The 22,135-nt window shown below is 48.2% G+C and carries 23 protein-coding genes; 6 read left to right on the top strand and 17 right to left on the bottom strand.

The window, feature by feature from the left end; genetic code table 11:
• Positions 1 to 10: 10 nt before the first annotated feature.
• The 12 genes from ACJJIR_RS01950 to ACJJIR_RS02005 form a co-directional block, all read right to left on the bottom strand.
• Complete coding sequence (locus tag ACJJIR_RS01950) at positions 11 to 2,536, bottom strand: plasma-membrane proton-efflux P-type ATPase (RefSeq protein ID WP_444907141.1); 2,526 nt, start codon at positions 2,534 to 2,536, stop codon at positions 11 to 13.
• 712 nt (positions 2,537 to 3,248) lie between these two features.
• The gene (locus ACJJIR_RS01955; RefSeq protein WP_444907142.1) at positions 3,249 to 3,896 is read right to left on the bottom strand and encodes an outer membrane beta-barrel protein; all 648 of its coding nucleotides are present in this window, start codon (positions 3,894 to 3,896) and stop codon (positions 3,249 to 3,251) included.
• A 597-nt stretch (positions 3,897 to 4,493) separates the two neighbouring features.
• The gene (locus ACJJIR_RS01960) at positions 4,494 to 4,856 is read right to left on the bottom strand and encodes a hypothetical protein (RefSeq protein ID WP_444907143.1); all 363 of its coding nucleotides are present in this window, start codon (positions 4,854 to 4,856) and stop codon (positions 4,494 to 4,496) included.
• A 258-nt stretch (positions 4,857 to 5,114) separates the two neighbouring features.
• A complete protein-coding gene (locus ACJJIR_RS01965; protein WP_444907144.1) occupies positions 5,115 to 5,333 on the bottom strand; it encodes a hypothetical protein in 219 nt (72 codons plus the stop codon).
• Positions 5,334 to 5,414: 81 nt separating this feature from the next.
• The gene (locus ACJJIR_RS01970) at positions 5,415 to 5,693 is read right to left on the bottom strand and encodes a hypothetical protein (protein WP_444907145.1); all 279 of its coding nucleotides are present in this window, start codon (positions 5,691 to 5,693) and stop codon (positions 5,415 to 5,417) included.
• Between the two features lie 56 nt (positions 5,694 to 5,749).
• On the bottom strand, positions 5,750 to 6,088 hold the full coding sequence (locus ACJJIR_RS01975) for a hypothetical protein (protein WP_444907146.1): 339 nt from the start codon (positions 6,086 to 6,088) through the stop codon (positions 5,750 to 5,752).
• Between the two features lie 93 nt (positions 6,089 to 6,181).
• Entirely contained in the window at positions 6,182 to 6,439 is a 258-nt protein-coding gene (locus tag ACJJIR_RS01980; RefSeq protein ID WP_444907147.1) for a hypothetical protein, read from the bottom strand.
• Between the two features lie 494 nt (positions 6,440 to 6,933).
• On the bottom strand, positions 6,934 to 7,497 hold the full coding sequence (locus ACJJIR_RS01985) for a hypothetical protein (RefSeq protein WP_444907148.1): 564 nt from the start codon (positions 7,495 to 7,497) through the stop codon (positions 6,934 to 6,936).
• Positions 7,498 to 7,560: 63 nt separating this feature from the next.
• Entirely contained in the window at positions 7,561 to 7,971 is a 411-nt protein-coding gene (locus ACJJIR_RS01990) for a hypothetical protein (RefSeq protein WP_444907149.1), read from the bottom strand.
• A 93-nt stretch (positions 7,972 to 8,064) separates the two neighbouring features.
• Positions 8,065 to 8,382 carry a DUF6968 family protein gene (locus ACJJIR_RS01995; RefSeq protein ID WP_444907150.1) on the bottom strand — a complete coding sequence of 106 codons (318 nt, stop codon included), beginning with the start codon at positions 8,380 to 8,382 and terminating at the stop codon, positions 8,065 to 8,067.
• Between the two features lie 121 nt (positions 8,383 to 8,503).
• On the bottom strand, positions 8,504 to 8,725 hold the full coding sequence (locus ACJJIR_RS02000; RefSeq protein ID WP_444907151.1) for a hypothetical protein: 222 nt from the start codon (positions 8,723 to 8,725) through the stop codon (positions 8,504 to 8,506).
• A 199-nt stretch (positions 8,726 to 8,924) separates the two neighbouring features.
• Positions 8,925 to 9,401, bottom strand: a complete 477-nt coding sequence (locus ACJJIR_RS02005; RefSeq protein WP_444907152.1) for a protein-tyrosine phosphatase family protein — start codon at positions 9,399 to 9,401, stop codon at positions 8,925 to 8,927.
• A 348-nt stretch (positions 9,402 to 9,749) separates the two neighbouring features.
• Here ACJJIR_RS02005 and ACJJIR_RS02010 point away from each other — a divergent pair, with 348 nt between their 5' ends.
• Positions 9,750 to 10,691 (top strand): IS110 family RNA-guided transposase, encoded by a 942-nt coding sequence (locus ACJJIR_RS02010; RefSeq protein WP_444907036.1) that lies wholly within the window; start codon positions 9,750 to 9,752, stop codon positions 10,689 to 10,691.
• 46 nt (positions 10,692 to 10,737) lie between these two features.
• Here the strand turns inward: ACJJIR_RS02010 and ACJJIR_RS02015 are convergent, their stop codons facing one another.
• The 5 genes from ACJJIR_RS02015 to malT form a co-directional block, all read right to left on the bottom strand.
• On the bottom strand, positions 10,738 to 10,974 hold the full coding sequence (locus ACJJIR_RS02015; protein WP_444907153.1) for a hypothetical protein: 237 nt from the start codon (positions 10,972 to 10,974) through the stop codon (positions 10,738 to 10,740).
• A gap of 124 nt (positions 10,975 to 11,098) precedes the next feature.
• Positions 11,099 to 11,470 carry a hypothetical protein gene (locus ACJJIR_RS02020; protein WP_444895981.1) on the bottom strand — a complete coding sequence of 124 codons (372 nt, stop codon included), beginning with the start codon at positions 11,468 to 11,470 and terminating at the stop codon, positions 11,099 to 11,101.
• Positions 11,471 to 11,569: 99 nt separating this feature from the next.
• On the bottom strand, positions 11,570 to 11,830 hold the full coding sequence (locus ACJJIR_RS02025) for a hypothetical protein (RefSeq protein ID WP_444907154.1): 261 nt from the start codon (positions 11,828 to 11,830) through the stop codon (positions 11,570 to 11,572).
• A 1,762-nt stretch (positions 11,831 to 13,592) separates the two neighbouring features.
• Complete coding sequence (locus ACJJIR_RS02030) at positions 13,593 to 15,236, bottom strand: alpha-amylase family glycosyl hydrolase (RefSeq protein ID WP_444907155.1); 1,644 nt, start codon at positions 15,234 to 15,236, stop codon at positions 13,593 to 13,595.
• Positions 15,237 to 15,445: 209 nt separating this feature from the next.
• Positions 15,446 to 18,160, bottom strand: a complete 2,715-nt coding sequence (gene malT / locus ACJJIR_RS02035) for an HTH-type transcriptional regulator MalT (RefSeq protein WP_444907156.1) — start codon at positions 18,158 to 18,160, stop codon at positions 15,446 to 15,448.
• A 434-nt stretch (positions 18,161 to 18,594) separates the two neighbouring features.
• Here malT and ACJJIR_RS02040 point away from each other — a divergent pair, with 434 nt between their 5' ends.
• From ACJJIR_RS02040 to ACJJIR_RS02060, 5 genes are all read left to right on the top strand, one after another.
• Positions 18,595 to 19,488, top strand: a complete 894-nt coding sequence (locus tag ACJJIR_RS02040) for a hypothetical protein (protein ID WP_444907157.1) — start codon at positions 18,595 to 18,597, stop codon at positions 19,486 to 19,488.
• Between the two features lie 50 nt (positions 19,489 to 19,538).
• Positions 19,539 to 20,189, top strand: a complete 651-nt coding sequence (locus ACJJIR_RS02045) for an MBL fold metallo-hydrolase (protein WP_444907158.1) — start codon at positions 19,539 to 19,541, stop codon at positions 20,187 to 20,189.
• Positions 20,190 to 20,244: 55 nt separating this feature from the next.
• Positions 20,245 to 20,859, top strand: coding sequence for a DUF2799 domain-containing protein (locus tag ACJJIR_RS02050; RefSeq protein WP_444907159.1), 615 nt, complete (start codon positions 20,245 to 20,247; stop codon positions 20,857 to 20,859).
• 83 nt (positions 20,860 to 20,942) lie between these two features.
• Positions 20,943 to 21,371, top strand: a complete 429-nt coding sequence (locus ACJJIR_RS02055; protein ID WP_444892114.1) for a hotdog fold thioesterase — start codon at positions 20,943 to 20,945, stop codon at positions 21,369 to 21,371.
• A gap of 33 nt (positions 21,372 to 21,404) precedes the next feature.
• Positions 21,405 to 22,112, top strand: coding sequence for a M48 family metallopeptidase (locus ACJJIR_RS02060; RefSeq protein WP_444907160.1), 708 nt, complete (start codon positions 21,405 to 21,407; stop codon positions 22,110 to 22,112).
• Positions 22,113 to 22,135: the final 23 nt, after the last annotated feature.

The raw sequence follows: 22,135 nt of genomic DNA on the forward strand, positions 1-22,135 counted from the left end.
TGTAGATGGCTCAGATATCACTTAATCTTCGATAAAGAAGTTTCTTGACCAGGTCCAGGAAAAACATCCAGATAATCATGTATAGCCATACCAGACCGATTATGGTCCAGGGTATTGCCGGTACCAGCCAGCCGAATCCGCACATCAGTACGGTAAATGCTTGGGTACCAACAATTGCGATAAACAGAGGGAATGCGGGTAGTGGTTTGGAAAAGAAAGCTGTACGAGAGCGCACAACGAATAACAGTAGATGTCCACCCGCTACGATCTGTAAAAATACGATAGTTTGAATTTGCTCTTTATTTAATGCGATCCAGGACTGCCAGTTGGTGTTATTGAGCCATTCCATTCCAATAAAGAGAATACCCATTGTTTGAGCAATAGAAAAAAGGCCGATAATGCTGGAGCCCAGTAATAGGTCTCGCATTTGCCAATGCACAGGTTCCTTGGGAAGCAGAGTATTATCGTAGGCAATGGTCATAATGGGGATGTCATCAAGAAGAGCCACTAGTACGATCATAACCGGGGTTAGGGGCGAGAAGCCGAACATTATGGTAGCAAAGACAACCACCACCATAATATCTAGAGTCATGGATACCCGGAAAAGTACGTAGTTAATAATGCGTTCAAATATTTTTCGGGCTTCATCGATGGCATCGACGATGGTAGATAGTCCGGGAGAGGTCAGGATAATGGCTGCAGCCGCGCGTGCGGCGTCGGTAGCTCCGCTAACGGCGATACCACAGTCAGCTTGCTTAAGGGCCGGCGCATCGTTCACACCATCACCAGTCATGGCAACCTGGTGACCCCTGCCCTGCAATGCTTTCACAATGGCATATTTATGTTCGGGAAACACTCGCCCAAATCCATCTGCACGCTCAACGGTATCGACGATAGTAGATGGCAGGTGGTCCATATCCTGGGACTTTGTAAACACACTACTGGCAGCGAAAATATTTGTTCCAATACCGACTTGAGTGGCGATTTCCTTGCCGATAGCCACATCGTCGCCCGTAATCATTTTTACTTGAAGCCCGTGTTCCCGTGCGCGCTGAATAGTGTCTTTGGAGTCATCCCGAGGTGGGTCTTCAAGAGACAGAATACCCAGGAATTGCCACGGTGAGCCGTTTGCCTTCTGCGCAACACCCAGGGAGCGTAGCCCCCTGGAGGCCTGTTGTTGCACACAAGCAGTGGCTTTGTCGGCCTCGGCACCACTCAAGCTACATAAGTCGACAATAGCCTGGGGGGCCCCTTTGCTGAAATATAGGGTTTGCCCATCCTGATTCTGAACCTTGACTTCAGTGCGTTTGCTCACCGGATCAAAGGGAGTGAATTCCTCAACCTTATATTTCTTCAGTTCTTCCTTATTTTTCAGGCCGGCAAAAATTGCTTGATCAATTGGATCACTGGAGCCTGCTTCAGATGCGATAGCGGCGGCAAGAATTAACTGGTCGTTCTTTTTCGCGCTGAATAAGGTAGGTTCTTCGAGACACAATTGGTTCTTGGTGAGGGTGCCGGTTTTGTCTGAGCAGAGGATATCAACACCAGCCAACTCTTCGATGGACTCCAGCCGCGAGACGATCGCTTTTTTACGGGATAGCGCCAGGGCACCGAGAGCATTGGTCACAGTGATGACCGAAGGCATGGCAACGGGAATCGATGCGATCAGCAACACCAGTACAGTGCGGAGAATATTGATGATATCTGACCAGTGCCATGTTTCGGCGACCACGATATCGCGGTATAACTCTGTGCCCACCAGAATAACGGCCAGCACCAAACACAGCACGATGAGGAAGTCACCGATATGGGTGACGGCTTTCTGCGAATGTGAGGCACTTTGCCCTGCGCCGGCAACAAGTTGGGCGGTGCGCCCAAAGAATGTATTGTGCCCGGTACCAATGACAACAGCGGTCATCTCCCCCCGTTTGGCGATACTGCTGGAATAGCCAATATCACCGATGCTCTTACTGACGGGTAGAGATTCTCCGGTAAGGGCGGCCTGATCAATACTGATGGATTTCCCTTCGGTAAAGCGCACATCAGCAGGCACGACTTGCCCTAGCTTGATTCGCACTATATCGCCTGGGACCACCATCGCCGCATCGATAGATTGATACTCCCCATCCCTTAATACATTGGCTTTGGGGGCCATGCTGGCCTTCAGTGCTGCCAGCGCATTGGCAGCTTTGTGTTCCTGCCAAAACCCGGCAATCGCGTTGTACAACAGCAGGGCCATAATGATGGCGAAATCGGGCCAGTGGCCAATTAATGCAGAGAGCAATGCGGCCGCTTCAATCATCCAGGGAATGGGGCCCCAGAAAAATCGCAAAAACTTAGCGAGTGCGCTTTGCTCCTTCTCCTGAATGGCATTGTGACCATATTTTTGCAGGCGGGCGCTAGCTTCATTTTTGGTGAGGCCGACGGGTGATGTGTTTAGTTCAGTGTAAACTGCATCAATATCAGTGTTCTGCAAATCCAGCGATTGCTGGTCGCTGTTGTTTTGATTATTTGGCGATGATTCTTGACCTTGCACTTTGGGTTTCCCAATGACAAAGGTTTACCTGTGGAGTCTGTTCCAGCACTAGATAACTTAATCTAGCAGTTTGCGCCATTCGCTATGTGGACATTGGTGACGGTGGTAAGAGAAATTTGAAGGTGTAGAGTTAAAGGTAAAATAGCCGGCATTAAGCTGGCGTGAAAAACCATTATTTCTGCGGGCTATTGAAAGGGATATATCCGTGACAACTGATTAAGCTGCAGGGTCAGCCTATATTGATAACGTCGCGGTTTTTCTACGGGGTTTCGAATAGCAATCCGTGCTGTAGTCCTTGGCCAACAAGCCTAAGGTATAGGCCATATGCAGGTGCTTTCAGTATATGCCTAAGTTCTATTTAGCTTATAGTGCATTTCATGATAGGCCAAAACCCAACTATATAGGGTATCTACTATTAGTAGGTAAGTCCTAACCCTAGTGTTTAGGCGAACAGCACTAATTTGTTAAGCATCTACTTTTCAAGAGCGATATTAAATCAAGGATGCCACGTACCCATCTCGGTTGCTTGAACCACTGGCCGTTAAGTGAGGACTCACAGCGATGACGATGGACATTTAGGTTGCTCTGTTATCATACCACTCGATCTATCCGTGAGTATTGGCTCTAGATCGAGATGTATCAAGGATCTGATACTATTTTAAAAATAGCGCGGCCCTCGATGAGGCCGCCTTCGAATCTGTAAACTGATTATTCAGAAATTATAGCTAAGCGCTAATGCAGAGAAAGATGGGGTTTCATTATCGACGTTATAGATTGTGTGTTCCAGGATTATGGCCCAATTCTGATAATTCCAACCTGCTGCTATCCCATAGTACCAATCGTAACCATCGTTGCGCCATTTGCTTGATTCTGAGTATTCAACAGGTCCCCCGCTACCTGGAGCACCAATAACAGTTGGGGCCGCAAGGTACTCCAAATACTCCCCTTTGAATTTATATTTAACATCCCAGCGCTGATATCCAAATCGAAGCCCTGTATATAATGCTTTTTTCGTATCAGTAGAAATAGATAAGCCTAGTGTCTTTAACTTAATCTCTGAGCTGAGGTTTTCTGTAATGCTAAAGTTAGTATCTGTACTTGAGTAGTGGTACATTCCACTAGATTTTCCTAAATCGCTAAATCCACCTTCTAAAGCGAGAAACCTATTGATCCGGTAACCGGCTGAAAAGCTCCAGCCTTCTGAATCTGACAGTGAATAATCATAACTATCTATAACTTCTTGGGCTTCAATATCTGTGTCAACGCTGCCATAAGATATTCTTAAGTAGTAATTGTCTTCCTGAGCGATGGTATTACTTGTGGCAAATAGAGCGAATAAAAAAAAGGTTGTTTTTTTCAAGAGTTTCTCCGTAAGTAACGCTTCGCACAAAGAGAGCGATTGCTGCGACTTGTATGGTTGTTCTTAATCGATTCTGATGTTGAAAATCCTTTTCGCTAACGGGTAAATTGAGATCCACCTTCTGCGGCCACCGAAGGCCTTGTTTGTCACAGTTCGTTGCTGCGCCGGTTTATAAAACAAGTAGGAACGTGACAGACACTCACTAGGCATAACTTGAATAGTCATGTGGGCCTCTAGCCTGGATAGCAAGGCGGAGATAGCTTATCTTATGGAACCTCAAGAGATCAATGTCAGTATCGATACCGGTAGCAAACAACTGGATATTTATGTGAGACCTACTGATTAATTCTTTAGTTTTACCAGTGATAAAAATGGTATTAAGGATACCATTAAACAACTACAAACTCTTCGCCATACAATACGATCCCATGCCAAAGCCGATGTATAAGCGATTAGTGGACTCTGGCAAACCTAAAAAGGTGGCTCTGATTTTCTGCATGAGAAAGCAGATTACGACCCTGAATACGATGGTAAAAAATAACACCTATTGGAATGAAAGTATGGCTTAAAAACTTGATGAGCGACCATAGTCACTTATTATGAGCTACTGTACTCTCGGCTAAAATCTATACCTCCGCGTAATTTGTAATTCAAAGCTTTCCCACTCTGTAAAATTGGTGCTTTACGAACGTACATTTTGAAACCTGTGGCGCTTATTTTAAATTCCCCTTCCTGGCAGTCAAAACGAAAATCGTACTCATCGAAGCGACCATTCTTTGTTTTTCTCTCATTCACCATATGCAGATCGGCGATTTCTAGCTCACCTTGCCTTGATTCAATGTCAAGTAAAATATTGCAAGCATTTTCAAATACCATCGTAACTGGAGCAACCCAGAACTTAAAATACGTTTCCCCTTCCCTTGGATGAATCCATTGAAAAATGTAATCGAGATCTATCATAAACTCGAAATTCTCCGTATCAGCCAGGAAACCCCATATTTTGGAGTCGTGCCACCCCATTAGGGAGAAGTCTTTCTCAGACCAAATGTTCTTTTCAAGTTCGTAGGTATACACTCTTATGCCTCATACTCCCCGCAATATGCAGGGCTTTAAAATCAAGGCGAGGCCGAAATGGAAAAGCCGTCGATGTGCCTGTGATTGTTATGTGGCTGCCTCTCTATCAGCTTGTAACCTTGGTAAGATTTGGAGTTGTCATCACTAACTACTGTCTGAACTTCTCGATTTACCATAAATCAGCCCCAAATAAGCTACCGGCCAAACGAGGGGGCCAACAATGTATCCTTTCAAAATGAGCGAGTAGTTGGTTTTTTCCTTTATCCAATCATCAAATAGGGCAAAGAGCATCGCAATTGTTATAACACTTAAAAGATAAATCAGGAAGGCTTTTACTACTGGATGTACCGATTTAATTTGCATCGAAAGCCCTTAGATAGTTAACATTCACCAAATGGCGGAGGTCCAGCAAATATGTGGTATTTGCAATTCTACCTACGCTTATCATACTTGATTATGATTAGCTTTATTCATGACAAAATGAATAAAGCTACGTGCAAATACTACGATAGCAAAGGCCAAAATTGAAATACCTAAAGTAGCACTATCGCCAACTATACCTACATCATAAATTGGGTTACTTTCACGCTCAGTTTGTAAGAAAAAGATAAGCCACAACAAAAACCATACGACAGTACAATAAATCAGTAGTTTTTGACCCCAAGGCAATACTAATGGGGAAAATACTGTCACCGAAAGAATGCCTAATATGAAAAGTGTCATGAAATCCCTTTACACAATACGTCTGTATAAACTGTGCCGAAGCGATAGTGTAGGCATCAATTTGATACATTTGCTCTGTGTTGATCTAGTTCGCAATAATAATTATAAGCTGGACCAGGATTAATTGGATTCCAGCCTTCGTTTATTGCACTCTTAATACATGACTCAATTAACTTTGGCGTCACAGAGTTTGGATAGCTAGTTATTGTAACATCTGGACGCAGCCACTTGAATTCAACCGATAACGTAGAACCTTTTTGGCTATCTAATTCAATAGCAGCAAGCATTTTCCCACCTTGACAAGCTTGTGTGTAAGTCGGCCGGTCTCGTACGATCCAACGGTACGAATTTCCTTCTACTACAATTTTTCTACTTCCCCTTTTAGGTATACTCACGATAACTCCTTTGACACAGAACGCCTTTAGCATGCGAGCACTATTTGTGTAGCCGAAAGGCGGAATGAAAAGTGGGTCGCGTGCCTGAGGTGGTTAAATACTCTTACCATAACGTTTTTTTATATAGTAAAACACATTAGATAATAGCCAAATCAGTATAAGTTGAATAAGTATTTCACAATAGGTTAAGTCATACGAGGCCTCACCATCCACGCTGATAAACCAATGTAAGAAAGGAATGGGGCCAACGAAGCCTTGGTAAAACCAAAGCCTCCACCAAACGATAGAAGCAACAAACAAGCCCAATAAGATCAGTAATTGTATTCCTGTATTCTTAATTCCTTTCTTCATTTAACGCCATCCATAGCGGCGCAGCCGCATTGATTTGTCCAGACAGCGAAGCTGGATTTACCACTGGGTTTTGTTATATTTCTGTGAAAGTGCCGCATGGAGTGCGCAATACACCAAAAATAAAATGCAACCAGCCACCACGCTTAGCCCCATTGCTAGTAGGATCCTGATACCAATCCAATCCAATCCCAGTCACCAGCCAAGTGCTCCGTACTCAGAATACCGGCATAGAAGTCATACACAGATAGAGCGACTCCGACTAGGAAGAGCATACAGCAAAGGATGTATCCTCCAACCTTGCTAAACAATCGAATAATAAGAAGAACGATGAGCGCCATAGCTGCCGGTGCAGCCAATATCATCCATGTCACCGCATCAATCTCCTAAAAACATAACGCCTGCATCACCAGCCGGAGGTAATTGGAGGCTTTTTTGCAGCTCTACCGCAAAAAAGGTGCAAATTGCCGGAGGTCGGGTGCATGCCCTGGTTATGTTTATTTCTCGTTCCATGCTAACCCCAATTGGGTTACCACTACAAAATCACTAAATTCTACAAAGAATAAAGTGTACTCATCACCGTCATCATCAAGAAATCTTAAAATCGTATGTTCTTGACTAATAAATCTATTCCAAGGGCCATCTTCTTGGTCTGATGTTGAGATAAGACCATAATACTCAATTAGATTCCAATCTAAATTATCCAAAGCCCTAGTTTTGGTATCCGATATTTTCTTATAAATATGATCGATGAATAATTGATAAGTAGTGTTGTAATCAGATTGTCTTTGTTCTATGAGTTTTCCAAACTCACCAATACTTTTTATTGTGTCTTCGACAATAGAGTTTAAATCAGCATTCTTTTCGACAAGTGTTGCACTAAATATCCTTTTCGGACAGTCGATCACACATCTTAATGCATTGAGGAAGCCATTCAACTCAATTACTGCAGGCTCTGCTCTATGAATTTCAAGATTATTTGTTTTAATGGAACGACCTCTCAAAAAACTTAACGCCAAGCTAAACGGCACAAAAAGTTGTGGCAAATTGAAATGTGCCATGGCTTTTTGTGTCCGGTGGAGCACCAACGGTGCAGAACGAATTTGAACGCCTTGTTATGTATATTAAGCTGAATAATTTTGATAAACCAAAAATACTAATGCACCTGCTAGAAAAACCCATGAAATATACTTACTAAAAATACCTTCTGCAGTTTGAATACTAACTTCTAAGAGTTTTTTAGATGTATTACTTGGGCTAAGCATAGGGATAGAAACAAATACACTTTCATTTGGCTTAACTAATGAAAGACTTCCATCTGAATCACACCCTATAAACTCGCCCTGAGCATCATAGTAAGAAAGATTGCAGTCAACAAAGGATAGAGCTTTTCCTCCTATGTTTTTTAGCTCAATCTGCATATCTTCTTCATATATAGTTTTTCCCTCTTCGGTTACTCCGCGAACAGGTTTAATTGCCATACCACACACTTTTATCTCAGGTGGTAATTTTTTAATCTCGATATCTTTATTCATGGTGATGCATAACGCAAAGCTTTGGGGCCGTAGTGTAGGAGCGAAGCGATGGAGCGGAGGTCCCAGCCGCAACGCGGCGACAACAGCGTATTGTTATGTATTTTTCTCTAGGCCTGTGCCCGGCTCACCCAAGAACTCAAAGGATCCACCTTTTTTGCTCACCCAATAAATAAGTTCTGACTCCATGGTTTTCATTGAAAGCTCTAATGCCTGGAAGGAATCAATGCCAACTGTGCCAAAAATATGCTCATAACTTTCTGAGCCAACCAGATAAGGACAGACATAGTCACCCTCCTCGACTTGGAAAGGCTTTCCTATTTCAACTTTTGCCACTTCACGCTTGCCTGTATTAGATATATAGATGAGTTCCCTCGTTGCTATAACTTCTTTAACATCCTTTATTTTTGTCATCACCGTGAATTTCTCTTATGCATAACGCCCAAAGTTACAGCGGGATGGTGTGGCGGCCGCTTTTCGGGTCTTTGCAAAGCGGATGACGCACCATGCCGTCTGCAACCTTTGATTGTTAAATTTAATCGCTGCCACTATCTCCGCCGCCAAAGCTAGAATTTTCGTAGGCTGTTGTCTTGCCGCCATTATCCCAGCCACTGTGCCCCTCTATATCCCCGGGCAAACCGGTACCTTTTTCGTACCTCCGATTCTCTTTCTCCGCGACATGGTCGAGGTATTTCTGAGTACAGAAAATAAACACGCCTAGAACAATAAGAATAAAAGACACAACATGTGCAATCATTGAGTACATCCAGCCTACTGGCTGGAGTCCGACACCTGCAAAAATCAAGGCTAGACCTATGTAATTTCTCGCTTCCAAGTGCAACCTCCCGGAAATTTAACGCCCTGGGTATGCGGCCGGAGCTGCGAAGCAGCGGAGGTCCGGTGGAAGCCACGCAGTGGCTGGAACGAACATCACCGACTTGTTACGTAGCGACACTTTAAACCAATCCTAACCACTCTATTTGTTCCTCTGTATCCGGTACGTGGACACCTCTGGCCTGAGATATGAGTGATAGCGCTTCTTGTGAAGTTAGGCCCGATCTTACCAGCACCGCACCGGCAATAATACCAGTGCGACCGATACCTGCTCGACAATGAATTGCGACATGTTTACCTGATGAAATCTCCTGTAGAAGTTGATCAGCTAGTTCTATCGCATCTTTTGTAATTGGAAGACCTCGATCAGGTATAGGAAAAGAAACATACTCTATCGAATTCTTTTGGCAAAGCTCTTCTTCTGATTCTAATCCAACTTCGCGCTGCTCGAATAATTCTAGAAGGCTCACAATTTTGTCAATGCCTAGACGGGCAAGCCCCTGGAATTCATCTTCGATCCATTCGCCAGACACAGGCTTTGCCATGACTGACAAAGCACCATTTCCAATATCTTTTACTTTATATGTAGTGGGTAGCATGATTTCCTTGAGCTACGTAACGCCGCCAGCAGGGGCAGCTTACCTTGTACGCGTTTAGCGCAAAAATGGGAGCGCAGCGACCAGCGCAAAACGTGTAGCCCGGAGCCATGCTGCCTGGCCTTGTATGGTTGTTCTTGATCGATTCTGATGTTGAAAATCCTTTTCGCTAACGGGTAAATTGAGACCCACCTTCGGCGGCCACCGAAGGCCTTGTTTATCACAGTTCGCTGCCTGGCCGGTTCGTAAAAGACCGATAACAAGTATGAACGCGATAAGCACTCACTAGGCATAACTCGGATAGTCATGTGGGCCTCGAGCCCGAATAGCAAGGCGGAGATAGCTTATCTTATGGAACCTCAAGAGATCAATGTCGGTATCGATACCAGCAGTAAACAACTCGATATTTATGTGAGACCTACTGGCCAATTCTTTAGTGTTGCCAATGATAAAAATGGCATTAAGGATGCCATTAAACAATTACAACCTCTTAAACCTCAAAGAGTATTAATAGAGTCTACAGGAAGACTTGAATTAGAGTTTGTTTGCGCCGCTGATAAAGCAGGATTACCTGTTGTTGTTTGCAACCCTTCACAGATAAGAAGCTTCGCTAAATCCACAGGGCGCCTCGCCAAAACTGACAAGCTAGATGCAATAGATATTGCACATTTTGGTGAGGCCATGAAGCCAAGGCTGTCGGTGCTAAAGCCAGAAAAGCTTAGGGAGATCAGTGACTTACTGGCGGTAAGAAGTCAGTGTTTAGAGATGAGTACAATGCAAAAGAATCGGCTTCAGAGAATGCCGAAATCAGTACACAAACCTATACGGACCATTCTAAACACCATCAAGAAAGAGCTACAAGGTATCGACAAGCAACTAGATAAACTGGTTAACAGTGTGTCTGAGTGGCAGCAAAGGCGCGACTTATTGTTGAGTGCTAAAGGGGTCGGAAATGTATTGGCTTATACGTTGATGAGTGAACTTCCCGAGCTAGGAAAATTGAACCGTAAAGAAATCGCTGCACTTGTCGGTATCGCCCCGATGAACCGTGATAGCGGCAGCTTCCAGGGAAAGAGATATATTCGGGGTGGAAGGCATCGTGTACGAACGGTTTTGTTTGTTTCCATCATGTCGGCCATACAGCATCATCCCAAACTAAAGCCGATGTACAAGCGATTAGTCGACGCTGGCAAACCTAAAAAGGTCGCTCTGATTGCCTGCATGAGAAAGCAGATTACGATACTGAATACGATGGTGAAAAATAACACCTACTGGGATGAAAGTATGGCTTAATAACTTGACGAACAACCATAGTCACTTGTTAGCAATTTGATAGCACTCAAGCTTCGGAACCTTGCACTAGATATGGTGTTTTAGGGAGCTTAGTACCACACCATGGGCAATACGAAATTAGATTTCCACCAATTGACCCATCCGGAACTTCAACATACCAAACGGACTTCCCCCTAAATGAACGAGTGTATTTAACTTTAACTTCGTCACCACCTTCCGCCTCTTCCACTGCATAGAAGAGGCCGATACAACAATAACTTTTTATTTTATCAATTCTTTTCATGCTACCTATTGCAAAGAAACGCCCGTCAACGCGTATTGCTAACGCCGCAATAAAAGGCGAGCGTTAGCGAGTCCAGTCCACGTTTTTTGTGGGCGATTTTTAATTGCCTTGCTAGCACTTTTCACTAGAACTCCTTGCTAAACTCTGGAAGGCCCAATTCAGTTTTCAGTTGCAAAAACCTAGCCTCCGAGAATGGCCCTTGAGTAATTTCATCCCAATTTAAGTATTTATCATCTTTTGCCCGGTCTATGTAGAAATATGAAATAGAGCCACCGCCAATTGGTTTTTGTTTTGCTACTACATACTTCTCGTTAATTCCGACAGCTATAACTTCAGCTTCAACTCGACCGATTGAGGCATTTTCACTTATCTCGTGATTAAGCGTTCGATTGTCACCCGTATCAATCCATATAACCTCATACGGCCTATCTTTCCATTCCACGCCTGAATCACAGGAACAAAGGAATGAAGTAATAATAAGTAATGCTCGTTTCATATTGAGTGCTAACGCCCGGCTCATCGGCGAGCGCAGCGAGTCCGGTGGAGGTCGAAGGCCGGAACGAAATGCAGCCGCTTGTTAGGCGAACAACCTATCTTAGCTACCATAGATGATTTCAGCATGATCCTGCTCAAGCTCTACTTGATGCAAATGGCAGTATTGAAACAACGACCATATTTCTTGGTATGTTTTGTAGCCTAGCCCATACTCACTAACGAATTTTTCCCATTCAAGTTCTTGTTTGAATTTAAGGCGACTATTTTCTTTGTTGGAGCAACAGATAGTAGCCAAAAAGTTCAAATATCTTTCTGTACCAACGAACTCTTCAAACGTTTTTCTAATATCGCTAATTTCCATTAGGGACTCAATCCTCTTGGACGCCTAACGAAAATAGATATGCGGAACCGTTAAGAAAGTTGGCAGTGCCTTTGTGCAAGCAAAGGGAATGACAACTTTTAGGTTTCCGCATAATCGGGTTGTTATTTGTTGCTCGTGGCACTGTGTACAAATCCACTACAAATATCTTTCTTTTATTGTCTACCACGATTCGGAGAGAGAAACTAGCAGCACTAGGTTCGCGGCCTTGCTTCGAAGCGGCTGCGCCGTCCGCATTAACTTCGTTATGCGAGCGTCGCTGAAGCTTCGAAGCTTACATGAAGGTCGAACCGTTGGCTATGGGCTTTCCCGCCAATACTGTTTTTTTATACAGCAACCTAATAATTACCTGCTATTCTTTATTGAACCCCCGCAAAACTGGAGCGAGCGACCAATAACGAAAATAGATATGCGGAACCGTTAAGAAAGTTGGCAGTGCCTTTGTGCAAGCAAAGGGAATGACAACTTTTAGGTTTCCGCATAATCGGGTTGTTATTTGTTGCTCGTGGCACTGTGTACAAATCCACTACAAATATCTTTCTTTTATTGTCTACCACGATTCGGAGAGAGAAACTAGCAGCACTAGGTTCGCGGCCTTGCTTCGAAGCGGCTGCGCCGTCCGCATTAACTTCGTTATGCGAGCGTCGCTGAAGCTTCGAAGCTTACATGAAGGTCGAACCGTTGGCTATGGGCTTTCCCGCCAATACTGTTTTTTTATACAGCAACCTAATAATTACCTGCTATTCTTTATTGAACCCCCGCAAAACTGGAGCGAGCGACCAATAACAGTTAATTCAAAAGAAGCGTCTTTATATCACCATTCTATATATTTCTGTTGCAGTCATCCAAGATTAACCAAAAAATATAACAATATCAGTAGGTTAGAGGCTCTGACGCAATCCTCAACAGGTAGATATATAACAGCGACTATATATCTACCTGCTTTTCTTGCTCGTGACAATAGTGTCACCCCCTTTAAAGTCAATGACTTAGCTCGCTCTATCCAGAAATAGGAGAAGCTTCTCTTGAATTCTGATATTGAAAGTAGAACAAGATATGAAATGCTGTATATAAGACAGTTTGAATAGCAATGTTATGGAAGATATTCGCGGTTAAGTACCAAGTAAGACTGAATGCTTCACGGGAGTCTCCTGGTAGCATATTTGAAATTAAGTACGGTTGTTTTAGAAAGAAGAGGTAAACTTATACTCACTGGGAGAAGCAATTCATATATTTTGTTAAGGAAACTAGTCTCACTGATAGGGTGGGAAGGTTGCGAGAAGCCTCTCTCACCTTGTACTTCAAGGAAGGACAGTCCCATTTCGAAGTAGCTAAAATATAAGTCCTATTATCGGTTTTATATAAACGTTTTGAATTTTTCAATTTTTAATTTGAAAAATCATATGACGTGACTCTCCAGTGGTAGTGCTTTAAATTGAGATTGAAGGATTCTTAACTCGATGAGTTGGTATTTTTCATTAGTTGATGATTTTGGCCTTGCATTTGGTTATTTCCAATAGCGAAGACTTACGTTGAGAGGGGAGTCACATCGAATATTTTTATCTGGCTTTTTGTATTGCAGGCAATAGATGATGAGTTATTGGAGTTAAGGAGAAAAAAGCCGGCATTGTGCCGGCGGGAAAGCAGACGTCGAAAGGAAGAGACGTTGCAGAGAGACTGTAATTCTTACTCGAATGCCCAGGCTCTAATATGAGCTGGGCATCACTTAAATATTGCTAATCAATCAGGCTTTTTTACGCAGTAGCACACAGGCATCTGCGGCAGCTAGCTCTAAGCTATTTCCTTCCGCATTGCCAGCAAACAGTGCAGGGGTAATATTGTGCGCACCGGAGAACTCGGCAGGTAATTCCAGGGTGCCACTGTTTTGCCCCAGGTTGAGAACAACCAGCATTTCTTCGCTGTTGCTGCGCCTTACAAAAGCAAATAAATCACTGCCGGTGTCGATCACTTCCTGCTCGGCTGTCGCCAACGACTGGGGTAGCTCCCGGTGCCAATCGATCAATGCGCGGAAGCGGTTGAGCATGGAGCGCTGAGTGTCTTGCTGCACGTCTACCGCTCGCAGCTGGTGCTCCGTTGAAACGGGCAGCCAGGGTTTTGCTGTAGAAAAGCCAGCGTTGTCTTCACTGGTATTGGTCCAGGGCATCGGTGTACGGCAGCCGTCGCGGCCTTTGAATTCCGGCCACAAATTAATGCCGTAGGGGTCTACCAGATCTTCATAGGCAATTTCCGCTTCCGGCAGGCCCAGTTCTTCCCCTTGATAGAGGCAGACACTGCCGCGCAGTGCCAATTGCATCAGCAGGAACAGCGGGGCTCTGGCATCGGCTTGATCGTCGTTAAAGCCTTTGTTCCAGCGGGTTATTGAGCGGGGTACATCGTGATTGCTGATCGACCAGCAGGGCCAGCCCTTGTCGATTACGTCGCGGTTTTTTTCCAGGGTTTCGCGCAGGAAGCCCGCACTGCAATCCTCGGTCAATAGATCGAAGGAATAAGCCATGTGCAGGCGTTTTTCCGTGGTGTACTCAGCCATGATCTTGTGGGTGTTGTCGTCGCCCACTTCACCCACGGTTACAGTGCCGGGATATTGATCCATTAACTGTCGTACCCGCTGGAGAAACACTAGGTTTTCCGGCTGGGATTTATCATTCTGGTGCCACTGGTAATCGTAGTGATTGACTGGTGGCAGGCCTTTCTCGTCGAGCTTGAGCGGGCGCGCCGGGTTATTGGCCAGGGCCTGCTGATGGAAAATAAAGTTGACCGCATCTAGTCGGAAACCATCTACACCCCGATCGAGCCAGAACTTCATATCGGCGAGCAACTGCTCCTGGACTTCCGGGTTGTGCACATTCAGGTCCGGCTGTTCTTTGAGGAAGTTGGCTAAATAGTACTGGCGGCGGCGGGTGCACCAGCGCCAGGAGCCTCCTCCGAATACGGAGACCCAATTGTTGGGAGGGGTGCCATCTTCTTGGGGATCAACCCAGACATACCAGTCCGCTTTGGGGTTGTCGCGGTTGGCACGACTCTCCTGGAACCAGGGGTGCTGGTCCGAGGTGTGGCTGAGGATTTGGTCGATAATCACTTTCAGACCGCGCTCGTGGGCCGCTTCGATCATCCGGTCGAAATCTTCCAGGTTGCCAAAAATAGGGTCTACATCGCGGTAGTCGGCAACGTCATAGCCAAAATCCACCATCGGCGATTTAAAAAAGGGTGAGATCCAGATGGCGTCTACGCCGAGGGATTTTACATAATCCAGTTTTTGCGTAATTCCGGGAATATCACCGATGCCATCTCCGTTGGCGTCGCAGAAGCTGCGTGGGTAAATCTGATAAATAACGCTATTGCGCCACCACTCATAGCTGTTGCCGCTCATGGATTACTGCCTTGTTTCATTATTTGAAATGTGGAGATAGTCCACCTTTAAAGGATAGGGTGAGTATGGAGCAGTCATTGGCGGGCTTCCTCCTCCCCGGCGAGGGGGGAGAGGGGGGTAAAGGGTGACCGGCCTGGGGTGGCTTGGTATCGGCGGGCGGGGATGAGGAGCATAGCGGGCACGTCCCTGTGCCGCTGGAGCAGGACTGTTTAAGGCTTGTCCTGGACTGAGCGAAGCATTTGCTCGGCCAGGGCGATGGCCTCCTGGCGATCCTTGACGTCCAGCTTTTGGTAGAGGCTGCGAATATGGGTCTTGATGGTGCTCGGCGCCACCTTAAAGTGACGGGCGATTTTCTCGTTCGACAGCCCCGAGTGAATCGCATTCAGTACCTGCCATTCCCTTGGGGTGAGTGGGGAGTGGCGCAGGAAGTCCGGCACGGCATCGCTGGCCAGTATCTCGCGGATAATGGTGTCATCCAGTTCGATGCGAATACCACCGTCCAACTCTGGCTGCTGTTGTGCCGCTTTGATCAGTAATTGAGCTTTGCTGGACTCCGCATCTCCCAGGCCATTTTCCAGGGCGGCTTTCAGGATAACGATTAAAGGTTTGCCGATCTGCAGGAAGCTGGCGCGAAAATCCCGTTCGTGGGAGAGAAGCAGGGCCTCACTAATAGCCTCCACAGATTGGGGGTATTGCTCCCGCAGCCACAGCAGGTGAGATTCCAGCACCCGGTTGCGCAGGCGATCCGTTTCCAGTCCGCACTCGTTGGCGACTTGTTTCAGGCGGCTCAATAGGCGATTGGCATCGGACCAGTGGTGCAGCTCAATCATCGCGCGCACATGGTTGCGCCCGTGGCACTGTTCAAAGTGATTGCTGGGCCTGTCGGCGACGGGAGTAGCCTGTTCCAACCAGCTGGCGATGGCCTGCTGATTGCCCAGGGCGCGCCAGGTGCGGATGCGGGTGGCATCGGCGTTGGCGATCCAGTCTCGGTGGTAGCGCCCGTCAGTGAGCAGCCGCTCGATACGCTCCAGCCACTCCAGGGACTCCTCTTTCTCTCCTCGGGCCTGGGCGATTTTTAACAGCAGGGTGTACTCCGGCAGCAGCCAGTGCTCGCCGACCCGGCGGTTGATTTGCATACCTCGGCGAGCGGATTGCTCGGCACCTTCCAGATCGCCGGACTCCCATTGCAGCTGGCCGCGCAGCCGGCACACAAATTCCGAGATGGGTAGTGTGGACAGGTGATTTTTCTGCACAAGGGTCTGCACCTTCTCCTGCAGCGTGGACGCTTTCTTCAGCAGGCCCTGGGCAAAGGCGATTTCAGTCTGTTGGCAAATGGCCCAGGCGGCGCTGGGAATATCCCGTTCGGCGATCGCCAGGGCTTCAACTTCCTGCATATAGCGGTTGGCCTCTTGCAGGGCACCCAGGCAGAAGCTGGTCTCACCGGTGACCAGCAGAGCAGAGATTCTCTCGCCCAGCTGGTCTGCGCGGAGTAGGGCCAAAGCTTCTTCGGCATACTCCTTGGCTTGCAGTGTCTGCCCTCGGGCAATGGCCACCTGGGCGCGCATGGTGGCAAAGGCGCCTTCAAAGTCGCGCCACTGTGCCGGGTCCTCCCGCTGCAGCCAGCTTTCGGAGGCCGCCAGGTTTTTCTCGCACAGGTCGTATTCAAAATTCTCCCGCGCCATTTTTGCGGACAGGAGGGTAAAGCGGGCGCTGTGTTGCAGGGCTTCGTCACCGAGCCAGTCGAGGCAGTCCCGCAGCAGGCGCGATTGCCCCGCGCGCAGAAGCTGTTCCCCCCGGTCGTTGAGCAGTTGCTTTAACCGCTCGCGGTCGCCGCCTGCCAGGGCGTGGCGCAGGGCCTCCACTGGCTGGTCTAATTCTTGCCAGGTATCACAGGCAGTGCTGTGCAGTTGCAGCAAGTGTTCGCGGTCATTGATTTGCCGCTGCAGGAAGCGGGCGAAGACCGGGTGGAAGCGGAACCACTGGCGACTTGAATCCTGCGCCTGCAGGAATAATCCGCGGCGCGCGGCTTCCTCCAGCAACTGCTGACCGTCCTGGCGACCGGTAAGGCGCTCCGCCAGTTGGGCGTTCACCCGGGTGAGGATCGATGTGCAGGAGAGGAGCTGGCGCAGTTGGGGTTCCAGCCGTTCCAGTACTTCCTCAGCCAGGTAGTCGAGAATATGGCTGTGGCCCTGCTCCAGCTCTGCCAGATAGCGATCCACTTCGTTGCTGTCGCGCACCGATAAAGTGAATAGCTGAACGGCGGGGGGCCAGCCCTCACTGAGATGATGCAGTTGGGCTGCGCGGTCGCCGTCGAGATTAAACGGCAGGCGCTGCTTGAGCAGGGTGGCGATTTCCTCAATGTTGAGGGCCAGCTCATTACTGCCCAATTCCAGTAATCGCCCTTGAACCCGCAGGGTGGCCAGGCCCAAAGGCGGTTGGCTGCGACTGGTGAGAACAATACCGACACCGGCGGGGGCGTGGCGCAACAAAAAGCGGGTGGTGTCGTGTACCTGCTGGTTGTCGATCTGGTGGTAGTCGTCCAGCACGATGCGCAGTTCGCTGGGCAGGCCGCGCAATTCCGACAGTAAGTGGCTCACCAGAGTTGAGGGGTCCGGGCGCTGGGGTGCGGACAATAGTTGGTGAGTTTGGGGGACACCATTGCCGGTCGCCCTGTGCACACTTTCCACCAGGTAGCGGCAGAATTGGCTCGGTTCATTATCGCTGGCATCCAGCGTATACCAGGCCACCGGGTTGTCCTGCTGTGAGGCCCAGGAGGTAACCAGCGTGGTCTTGCCGTATCCCGCAGGAGCTGTCACCAATAGCAGTTGATCGCTGTGGCATCGGTTCAGAACCGACAGCAGGCGCGGGCGCGATAGGGCGTGCTCGGGGCAATCCGGCAGGCTGTATTTAGAAGTTAAAAGCATCGCTGCGGGAGGGATTGTTATAAATGTTTGATTTTTATACAGCCACTATTATGCACCAGGACCCAGGTATTGTTACAGCACTGTAATAGGCCAGCTTTCTGGTGATTTGGCCTCTTGGGTGGAAAATTGGAGTGGCGCCGGTTTAGCTTTGGGCAGTATATTACTATTCGGGTTAAATCGGTCATCTCAACCCGTCGCAATGCAGTTTCTGCGGCTCACTAGTGGGTACGTTAGTTCATATTTACTGTGATGTATCCACACCGGCTCGTAAAGGGACGCATTATTGTGCAGCTTCCCCTCGCGCCACTTTCAGTATTTTTTCGATTTTTCTTTGGCAGTGAGAATGCCCCTTGTGCGGGTTTTCATCAATGTTCATTCATTTAAAAAAGCTGAGCGCTGTGAAGGCGCCGATAGAATAATAAGAAGAGGAAGCCATGGCGGATATCGTAATCCTTGCTGCTGCGGGTATGGGGGCTGTGGATAACACGTTTGCAAAGCCACTGTTTTCGGCATTGGAAACCGAGCTTGGGGAGGAGTGGTCGCGTCTCTACTGCGCTGAATTACCCGGCCTGGAGCACTTCCAGAGCAATATCGAACGCACCTTTGAGAGCTTGCAGAAGGGCGAGCTGGACTTCCTGCGTGCACGAAAATATTTACTCCTGGGGATGTCGCAGACCGCGGCGCAGTCCGGCAATGTGGATCGCCGGGATAGCAACTACGAAAAGACCCAGCGCGAGATCTATGCGGCGCTGGTCAAGGCCGCTGATCAGGTTGATGACCGGGCTCCGGTGATATTGATCAGCCATTCGGTGGGTTGTATCAATCTATCTAATTACCTCTGGGATGCCCAGCGGCCCAATGTCAGTTGCGGTGTTTGGCGTGATGGCGGTCCCGCGGGAGTTCACAGAGGGTCTGCGCGTGAGAGGTTTTTGCGCCTCAAGACCCTGAGTCATTGGTACACCCTGGGGCCGACAATGCCCCTGTGGTGCGCCGATCGACCCCGGGAGCAAATTCAAGCGGTCACCTCCAATTCCCGGGGATACAATTTTCGCTGGAAGAACTTTTATCACCCCAATGACCTGTTTGGCTGGCCCCTTAAACCCCTGAGCCCCTCCTATAACCAGGCGGTGTGCCGTGATTATGAGACTTCTTCGCTCAGCGATCACGGCGCCTTGAGTTCAGTGGCTTTTCCCTCGCCCCCTGAGGATTACTGGCGGAATCCGGTGGTTGTTGAGCAGCTGATAGAGGATGTGCGCTCCCTGCTCAAGACAGTGAATAAGCCCGCTCATCGGCATCCACAACCCTCTCAGCAGGCTCTCGCGGTATAATCCCCAATTACCTCAACAGTCTCCTGTAAAAGATGAAGGGCCGCTTTCTTATGTCGCTGCAATATCACCTGGTTCCGGTTACTCCTTTCCAGCAAAACTGCTCGTTGCTGTGGTGTGAAGACAGTAAGCGTGCGGCTGTTGTCGACCCCGGAGGCGATCTCGATAAGATTCTGGCGGCGGTGGAGGAGCGCGGGCTCAAGCTGGAAAAAATCCTGCTGACCCACGGCCACCTGGACCATGTGGGCGGTACTGCGGCGCTGTCCAAGCAGCTCCAGTTGCCGATAGAGGGGCCACATAAAGGCGATGATTTCTGGATTCAGCAGTTGCCGATGCAGTCGCAGATGTTTGGTTTTCCCGCTGCCGAGGTATTTACTCCAGACCGCTGGTTGGAGCAGGGAGATACGGTTACTGTAGGTGACCAGGAACTGGAGGTGCACCACTGCCCGGGCCATACCCCCGGCCATGTGATTTTCTTCCACCGCCCCAGCCAGTTGGCCCTGGTGGGAGATGTTTTGTTTGCCGGTTCGATCGGGCGCACAGATTTCCCCCAGGGAGATCACGATACCCTAATTCGCTCTATCAAAGAGCGCCTATGGCCGCTGGGTGATGAGGTTCAATTTGTACCGGGGCATGGCCCCATGTCCACTTTTGGCCAGGAGCGCCAAACCAATCCTTTTGTCGCCGACAAGCGCTTTGGTTAAGTGATACCTGGATTCCAATAACAGGCGGGAAGTACAGCGCCGGGAGTCCCATTTTATGTTTGCAGGAAAAATACGTCTTTTTCTCGTTTTGCTGGTGCTGGGGTTAAGCGGCTGCGCAGTAATTTCCGAAGAGGAGTGCCGCGCGGGGCTCTGGTATGAGCGGGGCCTGCAAGACGGCGCTCGCGGTCGCTCACAGTCGCTGGTGTACGATATTGCCCAAGAGTGTGACAGCTACGACATGCATGTGGATAGCGATGCATGGCTGCAGGGCCATGAAGAAGGTGTAGAGACTTACTGCACTGCAGAAAATGGCTATCACCAGGGGCGTAGGGGACGTAATTACCAAGGGGTTTGCACTGGCCCTACTGCTGATTTGTTTTTACAGAATTACGAGCGCGGTCTCGCCGAATACCGTATAGAGCAGCATTACCAGCGCCTTATGTGGCGCCGGGATAATTTAGAGCGCGAGTTGCTCTCCCTGCATTACGCCTATCGGAACACTGATAGTGAAGCCCAGGCCCAGGCATTGTACTTGCAGCGCAGCCGCCTTCGCTGGGAGCTGCGGATGTTGGATATGGAGTTGTTTCGTTACGGCTTGTTTGGCTCCACGCATTTAACACCCGGCTATTATCTCTCCGGATTTTTTTCTGCCAGATTATTTTATTGGTAAGTAAAAAAAATTTTTGATCCTGAATGTAAGTAAAGAAGTCCGGGTTAATGCTCCGGTATCACACGCACAAGAGATTTATTGTAATGGCAATTTGGCATTTAGATCCTTCACTGGAAGAACTGAACCAGGGAATATCCCAATGCATGCCCGGCTACCTGGGAATGGAAATTACGGAAATTGGCGATGATTACCTGGAAGGGACCTTACCCGTAGACCATCGCACTCGCCAGCCCTTCGGTATTTTGCATGGTGGTGCTAATGTCGTATTGTCGGAGACGCTGGGTTCCATAGGTGCCAACCTATTAGTGGATACCGATAAATTTTATTGTGTCGGTCAGGAAGTTAATGCCAATCACCTGCGCCCTGTCCCCGAGGGAGAGGTTCGCGGTCGTGCAAAACCCGTGCATATTGGGCGCAGCAGCCAGGTGTGGGAAATTCTGATCTATGCACCCAATGGGAAGCTCAGTTGTATTTCTCGCATTACCATGGCTGTTGTAGCTCATGGTGCCTAGTATTATCTCTTGGGTTGCGAGTGGAGATCCCGCTTGAAACAGGCCCAGGATTTTATTTTTGAAGATATTCCCTATCGCTTGGTGCGTTCGAGCCGGCGCAAGCGTCTGGGGCTGGTACTGTCTTCCGGTGGTGTGGAAGTGCGAATTCCACAGCGTTGTGCAGCCCGTTATGGCCATGAATTCCTGCAGGAAAATATCCAGTGGGTGAGAGCGCAGTTACTCGCAGCCGACCGGCGCGCTGCGCAGGTGCCGCAATATCAGTACGCTTTTGGTGAGAGTTTTCCCTGGCTGGGACAGCAGCTTCCCTTAGAGCGTGCAATGAGCAGTAAAAGTGCCGGTATTGGCGATGGTGCCATCGGGCTTTATACCCGCTATCTCCAGCCCGATGGCACGCAGCTGCAAACCGCTTTACAACGCCTTTACCAGCGGGAAGCATTGGCATTGTTAACGCAAAAATCCCATGTGTTGGCCGAGCAGCTGGGGTTAAGTATTTCATCAGTAAAAGTCCGTCGTACCAAAAGCAAGTGGGGTCACTGTAGTATCCGCGGTGAGCTGCAGTTTAACTGGCTTGTTTGTCTCGCTCCTGAGCCGGTGGTGGATTACCTGGTGGCCCACGAGGTCTGCCATTTGCAACACCATAACCACAGCCGCGCTTTTTGGGATTTAGTCCAAAGTGTGTGCCCCAGATTTAAAGAGTTGCGCCGCTGGTTGCGCGATAACGGTCACTGTCTGACCTTGTAACTTTTCTATTCTTTAGTTGTACT

The sequence above is a fragment of the Microbulbifer maximicatervae (SeqCode) genome (genome assembly GCF_052467385.1).

What these genes read in the sequence shown, in the direction of transcription:
- ACJJIR_RS01960 (WP_444907143.1), bottom strand. Translation starts at nt 4,856, where the DNA reads ATGATAGATCTCGATTACATTTTTCAATGGATTCATCCAAGGGAAGGG.
- ACJJIR_RS01965 (WP_444907144.1), bottom strand. Translation starts at nt 5,333, where the DNA reads ATGCAAATTAAATCGGTACATCCAGTAGTAAAAGCCTTCCTGATTTAT.
- ACJJIR_RS01970 (WP_444907145.1), bottom strand. Translation starts at nt 5,693, where the DNA reads ATGACACTTTTCATATTAGGCATTCTTTCGGTGACAGTATTTTCCCCA.
- ACJJIR_RS01980 (WP_444907147.1), bottom strand. Translation starts at nt 6,439, where the DNA reads ATGAAGAAAGGAATTAAGAATACAGGAATACAATTACTGATCTTATTG.
- ACJJIR_RS01985 (WP_444907148.1), bottom strand. Translation starts at nt 7,497, where the DNA reads ATGGCACATTTCAATTTGCCACAACTTTTTGTGCCGTTTAGCTTGGCG.
- ACJJIR_RS01990 (WP_444907149.1), bottom strand. Translation starts at nt 7,971, where the DNA reads ATGAATAAAGATATCGAGATTAAAAAATTACCACCTGAGATAAAAGTG.
- ACJJIR_RS01995 (WP_444907150.1), bottom strand. Translation starts at nt 8,382, where the DNA reads ATGACAAAAATAAAGGATGTTAAAGAAGTTATAGCAACGAGGGAACTC.
- ACJJIR_RS02000 (WP_444907151.1), bottom strand. Translation starts at nt 8,725, where the DNA reads ATGATTGCACATGTTGTGTCTTTTATTCTTATTGTTCTAGGCGTGTTT.
- ACJJIR_RS02005 (WP_444907152.1), bottom strand. Translation starts at nt 9,401, where the DNA reads ATGCTACCCACTACATATAAAGTAAAAGATATTGGAAATGGTGCTTTG.
- ACJJIR_RS02010 (WP_444907036.1), top strand. Translation starts at nt 9,750, where the DNA reads ATGGAACCTCAAGAGATCAATGTCGGTATCGATACCAGCAGTAAACAA.
- ACJJIR_RS02015 (WP_444907153.1), bottom strand. Translation starts at nt 10,974, where the DNA reads ATGAAAAGAATTGATAAAATAAAAAGTTATTGTTGTATCGGCCTCTTC.
- ACJJIR_RS02020 (WP_444895981.1), bottom strand. Translation starts at nt 11,470, where the DNA reads ATGAAACGAGCATTACTTATTATTACTTCATTCCTTTGTTCCTGTGAT.
- ACJJIR_RS02025 (WP_444907154.1), bottom strand. Translation starts at nt 11,830, where the DNA reads ATGGAAATTAGCGATATTAGAAAAACGTTTGAAGAGTTCGTTGGTACA.
- ACJJIR_RS02030 (WP_444907155.1), bottom strand. Translation starts at nt 15,236, where the DNA reads ATGAGCGGCAACAGCTATGAGTGGTGGCGCAATAGCGTTATTTATCAG.
- malT (WP_444907156.1), bottom strand. Translation starts at nt 18,160, where the DNA reads ATGCTTTTAACTTCTAAATACAGCCTGCCGGATTGCCCCGAGCACGCC.
- ACJJIR_RS02040 (WP_444907157.1), top strand. Translation starts at nt 18,595, where the DNA reads ATGGCGGATATCGTAATCCTTGCTGCTGCGGGTATGGGGGCTGTGGAT.
- ACJJIR_RS02045 (WP_444907158.1), top strand. Translation starts at nt 19,539, where the DNA reads ATGTCGCTGCAATATCACCTGGTTCCGGTTACTCCTTTCCAGCAAAAC.
- ACJJIR_RS02050 (WP_444907159.1), top strand. Translation starts at nt 20,245, where the DNA reads ATGTTTGCAGGAAAAATACGTCTTTTTCTCGTTTTGCTGGTGCTGGGG.
- ACJJIR_RS02055 (WP_444892114.1), top strand. Translation starts at nt 20,943, where the DNA reads ATGGCAATTTGGCATTTAGATCCTTCACTGGAAGAACTGAACCAGGGA.